Here is a 17,432-nt window from a genome sequence, read left to right as displayed (position 1 = left end):
GCTAGCGGCGGCCACTGACAGCCAGGGCCTGATCGCCCGCCCGCGACGGAAGAAGCGCAGGTCAGCGACTGTGGTGCGATGGGTCACTCGACCACGTGCCGGCCCTCGGGGCGGGCGCTGCACGAGGCCCGGAAGGCACAGTGCGCGCAGTGCTGGCCCGAGGCCGGCGTGAACCGTTCGTCGAGGACCTTGCCCGCGGCCGTGGCCAGCAGGTCGCCGACCCACTCGCCGTCCGGTCCGTCGAGCGGCTCCTGGGCCTGCACCTTGGGCAGTGTCTCGCCGCCGTCCCGCTTGGCGGCGCCCTGGCGGAGCTGGACCAGTTCGGCGCCGCCCGGTTCGGGGCGTACGCCGTCGAACGCCTCGTCGACGGCGCCCTCGCGGACGGCGAGCTGGTAGACGGCGAGCTGGGGGTGGCGGGCCACCTCGGCGGAGCTGGGCGTCTGCTTGCCGGTCTTGAAGTCGACGACGTAGGCGCGGCCGTCGCCGTCGGCCTCGACGCGGTCCATCTGGCCGCGGATGCGCACCTCGTAGTCGCCCGCGGCGAGCGTGACGTCGAAGTCGTGCTCGCTGGCGACGGGCCTGCGCCCGGTGCGGTCCATGACGTGCCATTCGAGGAAGCGTTCGAGCGCCACGCGCGCGTGCGCCTTCTCCTGCTCGGACTTCCACGGCGCGTCGAAGGCGAGCGCGTTCCACACCGAGTCCAGGCGTGCCATGAGGACGTCGAGGTCGGCGGGGGTGTGCCCGGAGGCGACCTCGTCGGCGAGGACGTGCACCACGTTGCCGAAGCCCTGGGCGGCGGTCGCGGGGGCGTCGGCCTTCACCTCACGGCCGAGGAACCACTGCAGGGCACAGGTGTTCGCGAGCTGGTCGAGCGCGCTGCCGGAGAGCACCACGGGCTGGTCGCGGTCGCGCAGCGGCACCTTGGACTCGGTCGGCTCGAACATGCCCCACCAGCGGTAGGGGTGCGCGGAGGGCACCAGGGGGCGGCCCTCGTCGTCGCTGAGGGCGGCGAGGCGGGCCAGCCGGCGGGCTGCGGCCTCGCGCAGGGCGTCGGAGACGCGCGGGTCCACGGTCGTGGCACGCAACTCGGCGACCAGGGCGGCGACGGACAGGGGGCGCCGCGGGCGGCCCGTGACGTCCTTGGGTTCGACACCCAGTTCGGTCAGGAACCGGGAGGGCTGGTCCCCGTCGTCCGCCGGTGCCTTGACGGCCGTGACGACGAGGCGGTCACGCGCGCGCGTGGCGGCCACGTAGAACAGGCGGCGTTCCTCGGCGAGCAGGGCCCCGGGGCTGAGGGGCTCGGCGAGGCCGTCGCGGCCGATCCGGTCGGCCTCCAGCAGGGAGCCTCGGCGGCGCAGGTCGGGCCACAGCCCCTCCTGGACCCCGGCGACGACGACCAGCCGCCACTGGAGGCCCTTGGCGCGGTGCGCGGTCATCAGACGCACGGCGTCGGGACGTACGGCACGCCGCGCGAGGGTGTCGGCGGCGATGTCCTCGGCCTCGACCTCCTCCAGGAAGTTCAGGGCGCCCCGGCCGCCGGTGCGCTCCTCGGCGCGCGCGGCGGTCGCGAACAGGGCGCATACGGCGTCCAGGTCGCGGTCGGCGTTGCGGCCGGCGGCGCCGCCGCGCCGGGCGGCCCGTTCCAGGCGCCCGGGCCACGGGGTGCCCGCCCACAGCTCCCACAGCGCCTCCTCGGCCGTACCGCCGCCTGCCAGGCGTTCCCGGGCCGTGCGGAGCAGCGCGCCCAGGCGTTGCGCGCCCCGCGCGTACGCCGGATCGTGCACGGCCAGGCGCTCCGGCTCGGCCAGGGCCCGGGCGAGCAGGTGGTCCGAGGGGGGCGGCAGCGCGTTGCCCGCGGCCCGCTCCTCCTCGCGCAGGGCCCGGCCGAGGCGGCGCAGATCGGCGGCGTCCATGCCGGCGAGGGGGGAGGTGAGCAGCGTGAGAGCGGTCTCGGTGTCCAGCCAGCTCTCTTCGAGGGCATCGACGGGGGCGTCCGTCGCCGGCACTTCTGCTTCGGCGGTCTCCGGCGCCTCCGACGCCTCCGACGCCCGGAAAGCCACGCCGGCCTCGGCTGTCCCTGGAGCCTCCGCCGCCCGCGAAGCCACCTCGGCCGCAGCGGCCCCCTCCGCCGCACCTGAAGCCTCGGTCTCAGCCGCCCCCTGCGCCGCGCCTGAAGCCACGGCCTCAGCGGCCCCCTGCGCCGCGCCTGAAGCCACGGCCTCAGCGGCCCCCTGCGCCGCACCCGAAGCCACGGCCCCAGCCGCCCCCTCCCCCGCCCGTCGGGAAGCCACAGCCTCAACCGTCCCAGAAGCCACCCCCGCCTCAGCCATAGCCACCGCCCGCAGTGCCGTCAGCAGTGGCGCCACCGCCGGCTCGTGGCGCAGGGGCAGGTCGTCGCCGTCCACGTCGACCGGGACGCCGGCCGAGGTGAGGGCGCGGCGGACGGCCGGGAGGGTGCGGGAGCCAGCGCGCACCAAGACGGCCATCTCGCTCCAGGGGACGCCGTCCTCCAGATGGGCGCGGCGCAGGATGTCCGCGACGTTGTCCAGCTCCGTACCGGCGGTCGGGTACGTGTACACCTCGACCCGGCCGCCGTCCCGTACCGGCGTGAGTTCGCGGTGGGCTCGTACCTGGTCGGCGGAGAGGCGGGTCAGCGGCATGCGGCGGGTCAGCAGCCGGGTCGCGGCCAGCAGGGCGGCTCCGGAGCGGCGGGAGGCGCGCAGCACCCGTACGGGCGCCGGGCGGCCGTCCGCGCGCGGGAAGGCGTGCGGGAAGTCGAGGATGCCGCCCACGTCCGCGCCGCGGAACGCGTAGATCGACTGGTCGGGGTCACCGAACGCCACCAGGGTGCGCCCGCCGCCCGCCAGGGCGTGCAGCAGCCGTATCTGGGCCGGATCGGTGTCCTGGTACTCGTCGACGTAGACGGCGTCGTACTGCCCGGCGAGCCACTCGGCGACCTCGCGGCGGTGGGCGAGGAGCACCGCGCGGTGGACGAGTTCCGCGTAGTCGAGGACGCCCTGGAGGTCGAGCACGTCGAGGTACTCGGCGAGGAAGACGGCGGCGGCCCGCCAGTCGGGGCGGCCGATGCGCCGGGCGAAGTCCGCCAGGGCGTCCGGGGCGAGGCCCAGCTCGCGGCTGCGGGCGAGCACCGCGCGGACCTCGTCGGCGAAGCCCCGGGTGGTCAGGCAGGCGCGCAGTTCGTCGGGCCAGCGCACATGGGCCAGTCCGCGCCGTTCGAGGTCGGCCTGGCCGGCGAGCAGCTCACGAACGGTCACGTCCTGCTCCGGGCCGGACAGCAGCCGCAGGGGCTCGGCGAACAGGTCGCTGTCCTGATGGGCCCGGACGAGGGCGTAGCTGAACGAGTGGAACGTGGTCGCGCGCGGGGCGCGCGCCGCGCCGGTGCGCCGGGCCATGCGGTCGCGCAGTTCGACGGCGGCCTTCCGGCTGAAGGTCAGCACGAGGATCCGCTCGGGGTCGGCACCGCGGGCGACGCGGGCCGCGACGGACTCCACGAGCGTGGTCGTCTTGCCGGTGCCCGGGCCGGCGAGCACGAGCAGCGGACCGGTGCGGTGGTCAACCACGGCGCGTTGGGCGGCGTCCAGGAGAGGGGGGTCCACGCGCGGCGGCGGGGTACGAACCAGTCGGTAAGCGCCACGGACCCCCTGTCGCCCCGCGGGGTGCGACGGGTGTCTGGTGGAGGAAGAGGAGCTCACGTGGTTCGCCGGTCCTGGTGGGTGTGCTGGTGGGACGACCGCCCCGGGGGACGGGCGGTGGACGCGGGGTGAACGGGATACGCGCAGCCGACGCTACGCCGACGCCCGGGCGGGAAGCAGGGCTTCCGTTCCTTCCCTCCCTTCACCCGGGACGCAGGAGTCCCGCGCCCCTCGAACGTACGTCATTCCACAGACGTGCCCGTTCTGCCCCGATTCCCTCATACGGATCACCGGTCACCCCCAGGGACGTGGGATGGCGGAAGCTTTCAGGTGTGACCCTGCGCGTGCTCGCCGCCGTCCCACCGCGCTCGCCGCATGTCGACGCGCGGCAGATGGTCCTCCGCGGCCCGGCCCGCCTCCTTCAGCGGCGTGCCCTCCTCCCGGTACCGGGAGAGCGCCTCCAGTTCATGCCCCGCCAGCAGTACTCCGTCGGCGCGCACCACGCGCCACCACGGAACTCCCACCCCATAGAGGGACATCACCCGGCCGACCTGCCGGGGACCGCCCTCCTCCAGCCATTCGGCGACGTCCCCGTAGGTCATGACGCGTCCCGGCGGGATCAGCTCGGTGACCTCAAGGACCCGCTCGGCGTACTCCGGCAGCGCGTCCGCGGGCTCTGGACGGACTCCGTCCGGAAGACTTTCCTCGCTCATCCGCCCCATACTGCCGCACCCCACCGACACCGCGACGCGCTCGCGCGGCCGGTCCGCGCCCCTCGCCCGGGGACGGCGCTTGCGGCAGACTGTGCGGCCCGCGCGTGCGCCCTGATCCACCCTGATGCCCCCATGTGTCGGTGTGGCATGCCACCATCGTGCGGGCGGTGACCAGTGATACGAGAGCAAGAAGAGACGATGAAGCAACAGGGTGTGCGGCCCGGCGGCACGCGGGGCTCCTCCGACGCTTCGTCGCGCCCCGGTGCCGCCGACGGCAAGGGTGACACCGGGAGCACCGCACCGGACACCGGCCCGGCGGACACGGCGCACATCGACGAGGTGGAGGGCGACGAACCGCTCCTCCCCGCGCGCGTGCACCGTCCGTCCGACCTGATGCGGCTCCTGGTGGGCGTGCTCGCGGTCGGCGTACTGCTCGCCGTCGCCGCGTTCGCCCACGGCACCACCTCGGGCCTCGAACAGGACATCAACAAGGGCACCGGGCAAGCGCCCGATCTGCTGATCAAGATCGCCGGTCTGGCCTCCAGCATCGCGATCCTGCTGGTCCCGGTCGCCTTCGCGATCGAGCGGCTGATCAAACGCGACGGGCTGCGGATCGCCGACGGCGTACTGGCCGCCGTACTCGCCCACGGCGTGACACTCGCCACCGACCTGTGGGTCGCCAAGGCCGCCCCCGACTCGATCCAGGAAGCGCTCACCCAGCCCTCACCGGGGGACATCCACGCCCTCACCGACCCGGTGCACGGCTATCTGGCGCCGGTCATCGCGTACATGACGGCTGTCGGCATGTCCCGCAGACCGCGGTGGCGCGCGGTGCTGTGGATCGTGCTGCTGCTGGACGCGTTCTCCATGCTCGTCACCGGCTACACAACGCCGTTCTCGATCATCCTGACCGTGCTGATCGGCTGGACGGTGGCCTACGGGACGCTGTACGCGGTCGGCTCGCCCAACGTCCGGCCCACCGGGCGGACGCTCATGGCGGGACTGATGACGGTCGGTTTCCGCCCCGTGACCGCCTCGCGCGAGGAGGTGCCGGCGGACACCCTGGAGACCGGCGACCGCGGCCGGCGCTACTTCGTCACCCTGGAGGACGGCCCCCCGCTGGACGTCACCGTGGTCGACCGCGAACAGCAGGCACAGGGGTTCTTCTACCGCGCGTGGCGCAACCTGACGCTGCGCGGCTTCGCCACCCGCAGCAGCCTCCAGTCGCTGCGCCAGGCGCTGGAGCAGGAGGCACTGTTGGCCTACGCGGCGATCGCGGCCGGCGCCAACGCGCCCAAGCTGATCGCCACCTCGGAACTGGGCCCCGACGCGGTGATGCTGGTCTACGAGCACACCGGCGGCCGCTCCCTCGACTCGCTGCCGGACGAGGAGATCACCGACGACCTGCTGCGCGACACCTGGGAGCAGGTACGGGCGCTGCAGTCCCGGCGGATCGCGCACCGCAGGCTGGTGGGTGACTCGATCCTGGTGGATCGTTCCGGCACGGTGAGCGTCACGGACCTGCGCACCGGCGAGATCGCCGCGGGCGACCTGCTGCTGCGCATGGACATCTCCCAGCTGCTGGTGACGCTCGGCCTGCGGGTGGGGGCCGAGCGTGCGGTGGCCTCTGCGGTGGATGTACTCGGCCCGGACACGGTGGCGGACTGTCTGCCCATGCTCCAGCCGATCGCGCTGAGCCGCTCCACGCGCGCGACACTGCGCAGACTCGCCCGGGAACGGTCCCAGCGCGAGCGCGAGGCCGTCCTGGAGGCGTCCCGGCAGGCCAAGCAGGCCCGGGTGGAGGCCGCGGCCGGCGACGGCTCCGGCGCCACGGCCGTCCAGATCGACGAGACCGGCAAGACCGGCAAACCGGACAAGAAGAGTGAGCGGGCGGAGCAGCGGGCCGAGAAACGGGCCCTCGACGAGGCCATGGACGAGGCGCGCGAGGAGGATCTGCTCACCCAGATCCGGCACCAGGTGCTGCGGATCAGGCCGCAGGCCCCGGTCGAGCCGGCCCGCCTGGAACGGGTCAGGCCGCGCACGCTGATCAGTTTCATCGCCGGCGCGATCGGCGCTTACTTCCTGCTGACGCAGCTCACCCACATCGAGTTCGGACCGCTGATCAGCAACGCCGAGTGGGGCTGGGTCATCGCGGCCGTGCTGTTCTCGGCGGCGAGCTATGTCGCGGCGGCGATGTCCCTCCTGGGGTTCGTGCCCGAGCGCGTGCCGTTCCTGCGGACCGTGGCCGCACAGGTCGCCGGATCCTTCGTGAAGATCATCGCGCCCGCGGCGGTCGGTGGCGTCGCCCTGAACACCCGCTTCCTCCAGCGCGCCGGTGTGCGCCCCGGGCTCGCGGTGGCGAGCGTCGGCGCGTCGCAGTTGTTCGGGCTCGGCTGTCACATCTTGATGCTGCTGTCCTTCGGCTATCTGACCGGCACCGAGAAGACGCCCTCCCTGTCGCCGTCCCGGACGGTCATCGCGGGTCTGCTGACGGTGGCGGTCCTGGTGCTGGTGGTCACCTCCGTACCGTTCCTGCGGAAATTCGTCGTCACGCGCGTGCGTTCGCTCTTCGCCGGTGTCGTGCCGCGCATGCTCGACGTGCTGCAGCGCCCGCAGAAGCTGATCACCGGTATCGGCGGCATGCTGCTGCTCACCGCCTGCTTCGTGATGTGCCTGGACGCCTCGATCCGCGCGTTCGGCGACGAGACGGCGTCGATCAGCCTGGCCAGCGTCGCCGTCGTCTTCCTCGCGGGCAACGCGCTCGGCTCCGCGGCGCCGACCCCCGGCGGGGTGGGCGCGGTGGAGGCGACCCTGACCCTCGGCCTGATCGCCGTGGGCCTGCCCAAGGAGGTCGCCGCACCGGCGGTGCTCCTCTACCGCCTGCTGACCTTGTGGCTGCCGGTGCTGCCGGGCTGGCTGGCCTTCAACCACCTGACCAGGAAACAGGCGCTGTAGCGTGCCGCGCGGTGGCGGGTACTGCTCGGCACTCGGACTCCGCAGGACCGCGGTGGCGGGTACTGCGCGGTACCCGGACTCCGCACGCCCGCGGTAGCGAGTACTCCGCAGCACCCGGGCTTCGCAGCACCCGGGCTCCGCAGCACTCAGTACTCCGCAGAACCCAGTACTCGGCAGAGCCCGGGCTTCCACGGAACCCGGGCTCCCGAGCCCCCGTCACTATGCGCCCCCGTCCCTCGTACGGCCCGCGCCCCGAGCGTCCCGTCCGGCGTGACCGCACGATGGGGACATGCCGAATCCCGCCCGGCTGCGCGCCGCCGCCCCCGCCGCCACCGTCGTCCTGCTGTCCTCCCTGCTGGCCGGCTGCGGCGACAGCGCGGCGGACGGGAACGGGGACGTGACACGGCAGAAGCTCTCCTGGCGGGACTGCCCGGCACCCTCCCAGGCGCAGGGCGGCGGCGCCGCGCCCTCTCCGCTGCCGAACGGCGGGACGTGGCAGTGCGCCACCATGCGGGCCCCGCTCGACTGGGACGACCCCGACGGCGACACCATCGGCATCGCGTTGATCCGGGCCAGGACCAGCGGCGCCGCCGACCGGCGGATCGGGTCGCTGATCTTCAACTTCGGCGGCCCGGGCGGATCGGGCGTCACCACGCTGCCTGCCTTCGGTGACGACTACGCCAAGCTGCGCACCCGCTACGACCTGGTCAGTTTCGACCCGCGCGGCGTCGGCCGCAGCGCCCCCGTGGAGTGCCTGGACGACCAGCGGCTCGACGCCTACTTCCAGCAGGACGCCACCCCCGACGACGCCGCCGAGCGCACCGCACTGGTCGACAACACCGAGAAGTTCAACGCGGCCTGCGAGAAGAACTCCAAGAAGATGCTGCCGCACGTCGCCACCACCGACGCCGCCCGCGACATCGACCTGATGCGCCAGGTCCTGGGCGACGACGAACTGCACTACTTCGGCATCTCCTACGGCACCGAACTCGGCGGCGTCTACGCCCACCTGTTCCCGAAGAAGGTGGGCCGCGCCGTCTTCGACGCCGTCGTCGACCCGACGCAGGACTCGGAACAGGGCTCGCTGGGCCAGGCCAAGGGCTTCCAGCGAGCCCTGGACAACTACGCCGAGAACTGTGTCTCCCAGACCGAGGACTGCCCCGTCGGCGTCACCGCCCAGGACGTCAAGAACCGCATCGCCGCACTGCTGAAAAAGCTCGACCGCGAGCCGATCCCCGGCATCTCCCCCCGCGAACTCACCCAGACCGCCGCGACCAGCGGCATCGCGCAGTCCCTGTACTCGGAGGATCTCTGGGAGTACCTCACCGAGGGCCTGGAGCAGGCGTACGACGGTGACGGCAGGATCCTGATGGCGCTCGCGGACGCGCTGAACGGACGCGGCGAGAACGGCGAGTACAGCAACATCACCGCGGCCAACGTCGCCATCAACTGCGCCGACGACAAGCCGCGCTACGACGCCGCGTACGTGCGGAAGAGGCTCCCGGAGTTCCGCGCCGCCTCGCCCCTGTTCGGCGACTATCTCGCCTGGTCCATGGTCAGCTGTACCGACTGGGCGGTGGCCGGCGCCGCCGACCACCCCGACGTCAGCGCCCCCGGCGCCCCGACGATCCTGGTCGTCGGCAACACCGGTGACCCGGCCACGCCGTACGAGGGCGCGGGCAAAATGGTGGACGCCCTGGGCTCGGACGTCGGCGTCGAGCTGACCTACAAGGGCCAGGGCCACGGCGCCTACGACAGCAAGAACACCTGCGTGCGCCAGGCGGTCGACGGATATCTGCTCGACGGACGGACGCCGAAGGACGGGACGGTCTGCTCCTGACCCCGCCACCCCGCCACCTCTCCGCGCCAGCCCGAAATCGAGTGATTCAGCAGGTCAAAGCGTTATCCACAGGCCGCAGCGGCCATCGTGGGCCCGCCCTACCATGGCATGACAGCCATCCGCCGCACGGTGCGGACGGCCTGTCAGGGGGGAGCGCGCATGGGGCGGTACGCACGGTCGAGGAACGTACAGTGGCTGGCTGCACTGGCTGCCACCGGACTGCTGCTGTCGGGATGCAGTGGCAGTCCGTCCGAGGACGGCACGGACGGGAAGGACGGCACGGACAGCGGGGGCGGCGCGACCGCGGGGAAGTCGCTGACGTCCCAGCGGCTGGACTGGGGCCGCTGCAAGGCCACCGACGACGCCCCGGCGCCGGGCGGCGACTGGCGGTGCGCCACGCTCCAGGTGCCGGTGGACTGGGCGAAGCCCGACGGGGAGCGGATGGAGCTGGCGCTGATCCGCGCCGAGGCCACCGGGGACCGGCGGGCCGGCTCCCTGCTGTTCAACTTCGGCGGCCCCGGCGGCTCGGGTGTCTCCACGATGCCGTCGTACGCCTCCCTCGCGTCCTCCCTGCACGAGCGGTACGACCTCGTCAGCTGGGACCCGCGCGGAGTGGCCGCCAGCGAGGGCATCCGCTGCCGCGACGACAAGGAGATCCAGGCGGCCGAGTCGACCGTGGACTCCACTCCCGACACCGCGGCCGAGGAACAGGCGTACCTGAAGGACGCCGCGGACTTCGCCGAAGGCTGCGAGCGGACCGCCGGGAAACTGCTGGCCCACGTCTCGACCACGGACACCGCCCGCGACATGGACCTGATGCGCCAGGTCCTCGGCGACGACAAGCTGCACTACTTCGGCATCTCCTACGGCACCGAACTCGGCGGCGTCTACGCCCACCTGTTCCCGGAGAAGGTGGGCCGCGTGGTCCTGGACGCGGTCGTCGATCCGACTGCCGACACCATCGGCCACGCCGAGCACCAGACCCGGGGTTTCCAGCGCGCTCTGGAGGACTATCTCCGGTCCACCGGGCAGGGCCCCGAACAAGGCTCCCGGGAGATCGCCGACCTGCTGGAGCGGATCGACGCCGAACCGCTGCCGACGTCGTCGTCCGGCAGGAAGCTGACCCAGACCCTGGCCCTCACGGGGATCGTGCTGCCGCTGTACAGCCAGGACAGCTGGCCGGCGCTGACCAGCGCGCTGTCGGCGGCCGAGGCGGGCGACGGCTCGGAGCTGCTGGCGCTCGCCGACGGCTACAACGAACGTGACCCGGCGGGGCACTACGGCACGAGCACCCACTCCCAACGGGTCATATCGTGCTTGGACGACAAGCAGCGGCCGAGCCTGGAGGAGACGAAGGAGCTGCTGCCCGAGTTCGAGGCGATCTCCCCCGTGTTCGGCGCCTTCCTGGGCTGGGACACCGCGGGATGGTGCCACGAGTGGCCGGTGGCCGGGCAGTACGAGACGCCCGAGGTCAGCGCGGACGGAGCGGCACCGGTGCTGGTGGTCGGCAACACCGGCGACCCGGCGACGCCCTACGAGGGGGCCCGCAAGATGGCGGACGAGCTGGGCGAGGACGTCGGTGTGATGCTCACCTGGAAGGGCGAGGGGCATGGAGCGTACGGCAGCGGGAGCGACTGCGTCGACTCCACGGTGAACGCCTATCTCCTGGACGGAACGGTGCCAAAGGACGGCAAGGTCTGCTCGTAACGGCGACCCCACCCGCGACGGCGGCCGCGGTCCCCGCCCCGGCTCCGCTCATGACGGCGGCGGGGGCCCCGGGCACCCGTGATGCGCGAGACCCCCGCCGCTCGGGAGACCTGGCCTGCCTCGACTGCGGCCTCGGCTCAGTAGACCGGCTTCTCCGGCTCGATCTGGTTGACCCAGCCGATCACGCCGCCGCCGACGTGCACCGCGTCCGAGAAGCCCGCGGACTTCAGGACCGCGAGAACTTCCGCACTGCGGACACCCGTCTTGCAGTGCAAGACGATCTTCTTGTCCTGCGGGAGGCTCTCGAGGGCGGTGCCCATGAGGAACTCGTTCTTCGGGATCAGGCGCGCGCCGGGGATCGAGACGATCTCGTACTCGTTCTGCTCGCGGACGTCGATGATCTCGATGTTCTCGCCGTCGTCGATCCACTCCTTGAGCTGCTTGGGAGTGATCGTGGAGCCGGCGGCCGCCGCCTGGGCCTCCTCGGAGACGACGCCGCAGAAGGCCTCGTAGTCGATGAGCTCGGTGACAGTGGGGTTCTCACCGCAGACCGCGCAGTCGGGGTCCTTGCGGACCTTGACCTGGCGGTACTGCATCTCCAGGGCGTCGTAGATCATCAGGCGGCCGACCAGCGGCTCGCCGATGCCCGCGAGGAGCTTGATGGCCTCGTTGACCTGGATGGAGCCGATGGACGCGCACAGCACGCCGAGCACGCCGCCCTCGGCGCAGGAGGGGACCATGCCGGGGGGCGGGGGCTCCGGGTAGAGGCAGCGGTAGCAGGGCCCGTGCTCGGACCAGAAGACGGAGGCCTGACCGTCGAAGCGGTAGATCGAACCCCAGATGTACGGCTTGTTCAGCAGCACACAGGCGTCGTTGACCAGGTAGCGGGTGGCGAAGTTGTCCGTGCCGTCGACGATCAGGTCGTACTGGCTGAAGATGTCCATCACGTTGTCGGCTTCGAGCCGCTCCTCGTGAAGGACCACGTTGGTGTACGGGTTGATGCCCTTGACGGTGTCACGCGCGGACTCGGCCTTGGAGCGGCCGATGTCGGCCTGGCTGTGGATGATCTGGCGCTGCAGGTTCGACTCGTCGACCTCGTCGAACTCCACGATGCCGAGGGTGCCGACGCCCGCGGCGGCGAGGTACATCAACGCCGGCGAGCCCAGGCCACCGGCGCCCACGGCCAGCACCTTGGCGTTCTTCAGCCGCTTCTGCCCGTCCATCCCGACGTCGGGGATGATCAGGTGGCGGGAGTACCTGCGGACCTCGTCTACGGTGAGCTCGGAAGCCGGCTCGACCAGGGGTGGCAGCGACACGGGGACTCCGTTGGTCGGTCAATCATTACGGTTGTTCTCCCAGTAACACTGCCACGGCCTTTTTCATTCCGAGACACCCGTCCCGAGGCGCGAGACGATGTCGTCCCAGTAGCCGGGCATTGTCTCCCAGGGGCTCGGGGCGACGCGGCCACGGTGGTCGGTGCGGTCGGTGAACCAGACCGTCGCGGCGCCCTGCCAGCGGGCGATGCGCAGGGCTTCGTCGAGGTGCGGGCGGGGCACTCCGTGGACGAGGTGGCAGAAGCGCTCGGGCGGGTGCTCGGCGGTCCACTCGGCCACCTGGGACCAGCGGTAGTCGCTCCAGGAGCCGCGGAAGGTGACCAGTTGGTCGGCGTTCTCGGCGTAGCCGGGATACGGGTGGGTGTCGTGGCCGAGGACGACGTGGGCGTCGTCACGGACCGTCCGCAGGGTGGTGACCGTGCGGCGGACGGCGGGGAGCGCGTGCCGTTCGCCGGGGCAGTGGTCCAGGAGGAAGCCGTCGGTCCGGTACCAGTCGGCATACCGGTGGGCGTCCGCGACCAGTTCGCCGAGGGGGCGGGCGCCGTGCGCGGTGTCGAGCCGGCCGAGCACGCGGTGGCCCGCGTTGTGCAGCCGGCCGACCGCCTCCAGGCAGTGCGGGTCGGGGGCGGTGCCCGGGCCGTCAGCGACGTCGAGGACGGCCCAGTGCAGGGGTGTGCCCGGTCGGGTGAGTTCCGCCCACTCGGCGGGGGCGACGAGGGGATGGGCCAGTCCGGGGGCGCCGAGGCCGGTACGGACGTCGGTGCTCGCCGTGCCCGTTCTGGTGCTGGTCAGATACGGCACGCGGCCTCCATCCAGATATCGGCGAGAGACTCCTCGAGGTTGATACGGGGCCGCCAGCCGAGCCGGTCGCGGGCGGTGCGCACGTCGGCCTGCTGCCAGCTGCCGCAGCCGTCCGGGTACGGGTAGGCGACGGGGGCCGGGTGGTCGGCGTCGCCGCGGGGGCCGAGGCCGTCCACACGGTGGGCCATGGCGTCGGCACGGTGGTGACCCGTCGACTCGGCGCGGTGGCCGAGCGCCTCGGCGCGGTGGACGGCGGCCTCGCCCCTGGGGTGGCCGATGACCGGGCGCAGGGCGCCGGGCGGGCCGTCGAGTTCGTGCAGGGCGCCGCCGTAGCCGGCCACGCGGGCGAGGGTGGTGGCGGCGTCCCGTAGTCGGACGGCGCGGCCGGAGCCGATGTTGATGACGCCTTGCGCGGCGGAGAGGGAGGCGGCGTGTACGGCACGGGCGACGTCGCGGACGTCTACGAAGTCGCGCTGGGCGCCGAGGCCGCCGAGGCGCAGTTCTCCGTCTCCGGACTGCATGGCGCGGCGCATGGCCTCGGCGAGGCGGCCCAGCGGGGAGCCCGCGGGGGTGCCGGGCCCGGCCGGGGAGAAGACCCGGAGCACCACGGCGTCCAGGCCGGAGCCGAGGACCAGTTCGGTGGCGGCGAGTTTGCTGACGCCGTAGGGGCCGCCGGGCCGGGGGACGGCGTCCTCGGCCGTGGAGGACCCGGGCTGGCTGGGGCCGTACTCCGCGCTGCATCCGATCTGCACCAGGCGGGCGCCGCACCCGCTGCGGCGCAGGGCCTCGCAGACGGTGGCGACGGCGACGGTGTTGTGCCGGGTGAGTTCGCGGGCCCCGCCGCGGGTGGCGCCGGCGCAGTTGACGACGACGCCGGGGTGCACGGCGTCGAGGAAGCGGGTGAGAGCGCCGGGGCTGCCGCTGGCGAGGTCGAAGCGGACGTCGGCGTCGTCGCCGCGGCCGAGCGCGGTGAGCTGGACGGCCGGGTCGGCGAGCAGGCGGTCGGCGACGAAGCGGCCGATGTAGCCGTTGGCTCCGATCAGCAGGACTCTCATCGGACGACTCCCGGGGCCGAGGCTTCGGGTCGGGAGGTGGTCATGTCGGGTTCTCCTTCGAGGGTGGTGCCGGGAGGGTGTGCCGCCACAGCTCGTGCGACGGCCCGTGCCGCGGTGCGCGTGACGGCTCGCGCTGCCGTCCCTGCTGCGGCGCGGGGCTGGGACGAAGAACGCCGGGTGCCCGGACGGGCGGGCCCCGGCGGGCCGTGGGCGGTGCGGGATCCGCCGGGAACGGAGGCGTACGTATCGGGGCCGTGCCGGGACGAGGCGACTGAGGGGGCGCCGTCAGCGCTCGGGCCACGGCTGCGGCTACGGCTACAGCTACAGCTACAGGCGGCGTACCGACTACAGCTGCCAGCGGCGTACCAAGGACAGTTCATCGGCGGGGCTCCGGGTGGGCGTGGGCCGAGGCTTTCGTCAGTCGGCGGACCGTGTGCGGCAGCAGGACCAGGGCCGCGATACCGCACGCCGATGTCGGTACGCTGCCGCTCCCCCAGGCGGTGACGAGTTCCTCCACGGGGACGGCCAGGACCCCGCAGCCGGGTAGCCGGCTCGCGAAGAGGCTGGCCAGGGCGGTGGTCTCGGCGATCGCCGCCGCGGTGAGGACGAGCGCCGGCGCGTACGCGGAGCCGTGGGCGGTGAGGAGGCGTGCCAGCAGCAGGAGGGCGCCCAGGGTGAGTCCTTGGGCGTAGGCGGCGGGTTGGTCGAGGATCGCGCCGGTGAGAGCGAGGAGGGCCGAGAGCGCGCCGAGGAACAGCGCGCAGACGCCGAACAGCAACGGCCGTACGGAGGCGGCGAACTCCTCCAGTCCGCGGCTCGTCTCCAGCCGGCGACGGGCGTGGACCGCGAAGAGGCGGGTGCACCAGAGCGCGGGCGCGCAGGCCAGGGCCAGGGCCAGCACGGGGGCGACCGTGACGGGCCAGGGCCCGTCGGTGGCGCCCGTGGGCGCACCGTCGGGACCACCGCTGAGAGCGGCGCCGAGGAGGCCGTCGCCCAGGAGGGCGTAGCCGACGAGGCAGAGCGCCCAGACGCCGCTGTGGTGGTTCCCGGTGCCCGGCAGCCGTTCCCGGCGAAGGAGCGCACGCGCGGCCAGGGCGACGGCGAGCGCCCCGACGGCGGCCGTGACCAGGCGCGGCTGCCCGTGGGCAAGACGCAGACCGGCGACCGTCGCCGCGCACAGGGCACCGGGGAGCAGGGTGAGGGCGAACCAGCCGATGCCGGGGCGAGAGGCGGAGGCATCTGCGGGGTTCGCCGCGGCGGAGGAACAGGGAGCGGGGGAAGAACTGGCGGGACTGGCGGCATCGGTGGGGTCCGGGAGGCTGCCGGGCCGGTCCCCGTCGCGTGGGACGCGGGCGTACATCTCCTCGGCGAGGGCGAAGACGTCGCGGTGGCGGAATCGGGCGGCGGTCCGGTCGGTGACGCCGTGGGCCTCCAGGCCCGCCGCGATCTCCAGGGGGTCCACGGCCCGTTCGCACAGCTCCCGGTGGCGGCGCATCAGGGCCTTGACCGGGTCTGCCCCGGACCGGATCCGGCGGGCGGCGCCCGGGCCGTCGCCGCTGTCGACTTCGTTGGTGTCGTGGGCGTCAGTGAGGTCGTCGAGGTGACTCATCGGGCCCCCTCCGCGATGACGGAGACCGGCGTGTCCGTCGCCCAGCCGGGACCGCGGCCTCGGCCGGGGGCGGGGGCGGGGGCGGCGACATGGGCCTCGGCCGGCACGGCGAACGGCAGGGGCGTGCCGGCCCCGTCGAAGAGATCCCGGCGGAGCGGTGTACGTGAGAGGACCTCCAGGTAAATGCCGTGAAATGCCGCGATGTTCTGCTCCACGGTGAACAGTTCGAGTGCGCGGGCACGCGCGGCGGCGCCCAGGCGCTCACGGCGCTCGGGGTCGCGCAGCAGTGACACACACGCCCCGGCCAGCGCCTGCGGATCGCGCGGCGGCACGACCAGCCCGGTACCGCCGATCACCTCGACCACCGCCCCGGCCTCCGTGGACACCGTCGCGCGACCGCAGAACATGGCCTCGACCAGACCGACCGGGAGACCCTCGACCACGCTGGAACTGACGACCAGGGCACCCGCGGCGTAGGCGTCGGCGACGGTCGGCAGGCCCGGCCCGCCGACCTCTTCGAAGGACACCGGGTTCCGGCCGATGACGTGCGGGTCGTCGGTCTCGGCGGGAAAGAGCCGGTCGGCCAGGTCCCGGCAGTGCGCGAGGTAGGCCGCGTCCCCGGAGAAACCGGAGAAACTGGAGGCCCCAGAGAAACCGGAGACCCCGGACGCACCGGGAGCGGACACGATCCGCAAGCGGGACCGGGGCCGCGCCCGGCGGACCTCGGCGAAGGCGTGCAGCAGGGACACCAGGTCCTTGACGGGGTCGACGCGCCCGACCCACACGAGTGTGTCCGGGTCGGCACGGCCCGGCGTCTCCCCGGCCTCAGCGAAGGGTGCCGCGTCCATACCCGGGTGAACCGTGCGCAGCTTGTCGCGGTCGGCTCCGCAGCGCTCCTGCCAGCGGCGGGCGTGCGCGTTGCCGTGCGTGACGACGGCGGCCCGGCGGTAGGTCTCGGCGGCGAGCCGGCCGTGGAAGGCGGCGAGCAGGGTGCGTATCGCGGGCGAGGAGTCGGGAGCGGTCAGGTAATGCGTGCGCAGCCGCACCCCGTACTCGGTGACCAGCAGGGGGACGCCGGAGAAGTGCCGGGCGAGGAGGCCGGGCAGGGCGGCCGCGCCGCCGGACGTCGCGTGGCACAGGTCGACCGCGCCGAGGCCGGCGTCCTCGTACCAGTCGAGCGAGAGGGGACGCAGGGCGCGTTCCAGGTGCGCCGCGACGGTGAGGAGATCCGGGACGCGGGCCTCGCGCGCGGGACGCTGTGCGCCGGGGGCGCGACAGGCGTGCTCCAGCGCGCGTACGGCGGCTTCCGAGCGCAGCGCGCCCACCAGGCCGCCCTCGTCACGGGCGAGCCCGGCGAGTCCGTACAGGGCGCTGGCGAAACGGTCCGCCTCGACGGCCCGGGCGGCGTCCGCCGTACCGTACGGGTCCCCGGGGCGCGTGGCGCACAGGACGGCGACGAGTTCGCCGTAGTGCTCGGCGAAGCGCCTGCGCGCCCGCCGCCCGTACACCACGCCGTCGTCCTCGGCCGTCCACAGCGGCGCGGTACGCACCCGGTTGACCTGCGGCGGCAGCGGGACCCAGCCGTCGTCCTCCTGGTACTCACCACGGCTGAGGGCGTAGACGTCGAACTCGTGCCGCCCGAGCCCGCGCACGAGCCGGTCGCACCAGAGTCCGGCGTCGCCGCTGACGTACGGGTAACCGCCCTCCGTCAGTAGTCCGATGCGCACGTCCACTCCATCTCCCGTGTGGGGAGCCGCCGTTGATT

Annotated in this window: 10 protein-coding genes; 3 read left to right on the top strand and 7 right to left on the bottom strand. The window is 73.2% G+C overall.

Annotated features, from left to right (window positions below; genetic code table 11):
* Positions 1-83: 83 nt before the first annotated feature.
* Positions 84-3,713: an ATP-dependent helicase gene (locus tag ACZ3IG_RS12100; RefSeq protein WP_467431269.1), complete on the bottom strand. Its 3,630-nt coding sequence runs from the start codon at positions 3,711-3,713 to the stop codon at positions 84-86.
* Positions 3,714-3,979: 266 nt separating this feature from the next.
* The gene (locus ACZ3IG_RS12095) at positions 3,980-4,366 is read right to left on the bottom strand and encodes an MGMT family protein (RefSeq protein ID WP_215172696.1); all 387 of its coding nucleotides are present in this window, start codon (positions 4,364-4,366) and stop codon (positions 3,980-3,982) included.
* Positions 4,367-4,564: 198 nt separating this feature from the next.
* On the opposite strand from ACZ3IG_RS12095, the gene ACZ3IG_RS12090 reads away from it, so the two are divergent.
* The 3 genes from ACZ3IG_RS12090 (at position 4,565) to ACZ3IG_RS12080 (ending at position 10,868) form a co-directional block, all read left to right on the top strand.
* Positions 4,565-7,321 (top strand): lysylphosphatidylglycerol synthase transmembrane domain-containing protein, encoded by a 2,757-nt coding sequence (locus ACZ3IG_RS12090; protein WP_467431268.1) that lies wholly within the window; start codon positions 4,565-4,567, stop codon positions 7,319-7,321.
* Positions 7,322-7,610: 289 nt separating this feature from the next.
* Positions 7,611-9,161: an alpha/beta hydrolase gene (locus tag ACZ3IG_RS12085; protein ID WP_467431267.1), complete on the top strand. Its 1,551-nt coding sequence runs from the start codon at positions 7,611-7,613 to the stop codon at positions 9,159-9,161.
* Between the two features lie 159 nt (positions 9,162-9,320).
* Positions 9,321-10,868 (top strand): alpha/beta hydrolase, encoded by a 1,548-nt coding sequence (locus ACZ3IG_RS12080; RefSeq protein ID WP_467431265.1) that lies wholly within the window; start codon positions 9,321-9,323, stop codon positions 10,866-10,868.
* Positions 10,869-11,005: 137 nt separating this feature from the next.
* On the opposite strand, the gene moeZ is transcribed toward ACZ3IG_RS12080, so the two are convergent.
* From moeZ to ACZ3IG_RS12055, 5 genes are all read right to left on the bottom strand, one after another.
* The gene (gene moeZ, locus ACZ3IG_RS12075) at positions 11,006-12,184 is read right to left on the bottom strand and encodes an adenylyltransferase/sulfurtransferase MoeZ (RefSeq protein WP_467431264.1); all 1,179 of its coding nucleotides are present in this window, start codon (positions 12,182-12,184) and stop codon (positions 11,006-11,008) included.
* A 63-nt stretch (positions 12,185-12,247) separates the two neighbouring features.
* Positions 12,248-13,003 (bottom strand): spherulation-specific family 4 protein, encoded by a 756-nt coding sequence (locus ACZ3IG_RS12070; RefSeq protein WP_467431263.1) that lies wholly within the window; start codon positions 13,001-13,003, stop codon positions 12,248-12,250.
* Positions 12,991-14,058 carry an NAD-dependent epimerase/dehydratase family protein gene (locus ACZ3IG_RS12065; RefSeq protein WP_467431262.1) on the bottom strand — a complete coding sequence of 356 codons (1,068 nt, stop codon included), beginning with the start codon at positions 14,056-14,058 and terminating at the stop codon, positions 12,991-12,993. Before ACZ3IG_RS12065 ends, ACZ3IG_RS12070 begins: the two co-directional genes overlap by 13 nt.
* Positions 14,059-14,434: 376 nt before the next feature.
* Complete coding sequence (locus tag ACZ3IG_RS12060) at positions 14,435-15,667, bottom strand: hypothetical protein (protein WP_467431261.1); 1,233 nt, start codon at positions 15,665-15,667, stop codon at positions 14,435-14,437.
* The gene (locus tag ACZ3IG_RS12055; protein WP_467431260.1) at positions 15,664-17,394 is read right to left on the bottom strand and encodes a DUF3492 domain-containing protein; all 1,731 of its coding nucleotides are present in this window, start codon (positions 17,392-17,394) and stop codon (positions 15,664-15,666) included. The genes ACZ3IG_RS12060 and ACZ3IG_RS12055 overlap by 4 nt, the downstream gene beginning before the upstream one ends.
* Positions 17,395-17,432 lie beyond the last annotated feature (38 nt).

The sequence above is a fragment of the Streptomyces sp. NPDC016677 genome (assembly GCF_055562815.1).
The sequence above is the reverse complement of the archived record's forward strand: the minus strand, read 5'-3'. Positions and strand labels throughout refer to the sequence as shown.

Bases quoted from the DNA above. Each gene is read 5' to 3' on its own strand.
- ACZ3IG_RS12080 (WP_467431265.1), top strand. From the start codon at position 9,321: ATGGGGCGGTACGCACGGTCGAGGAACGTACAGTGGCTGGCTGCACTG.
- ACZ3IG_RS12090 (WP_467431268.1), top strand. From the start codon at position 4,565: ATGAAGCAACAGGGTGTGCGGCCCGGCGGCACGCGGGGCTCCTCCGAC.
- ACZ3IG_RS12095 (WP_215172696.1), bottom strand. From the start codon at position 4,366: ATGAGCGAGGAAAGTCTTCCGGACGGAGTCCGTCCAGAGCCCGCGGAC.
- ACZ3IG_RS12085 (WP_467431267.1), top strand. From the start codon at position 7,611: ATGCCGAATCCCGCCCGGCTGCGCGCCGCCGCCCCCGCCGCCACCGTC.
- ACZ3IG_RS12065 (WP_467431262.1), bottom strand. From the start codon at position 14,058: ATGAGAGTCCTGCTGATCGGAGCCAACGGCTACATCGGCCGCTTCGTC.
- ACZ3IG_RS12060 (WP_467431261.1), bottom strand. From the start codon at position 15,667: ATGAGTCACCTCGACGACCTCACTGACGCCCACGACACCAACGAAGTC.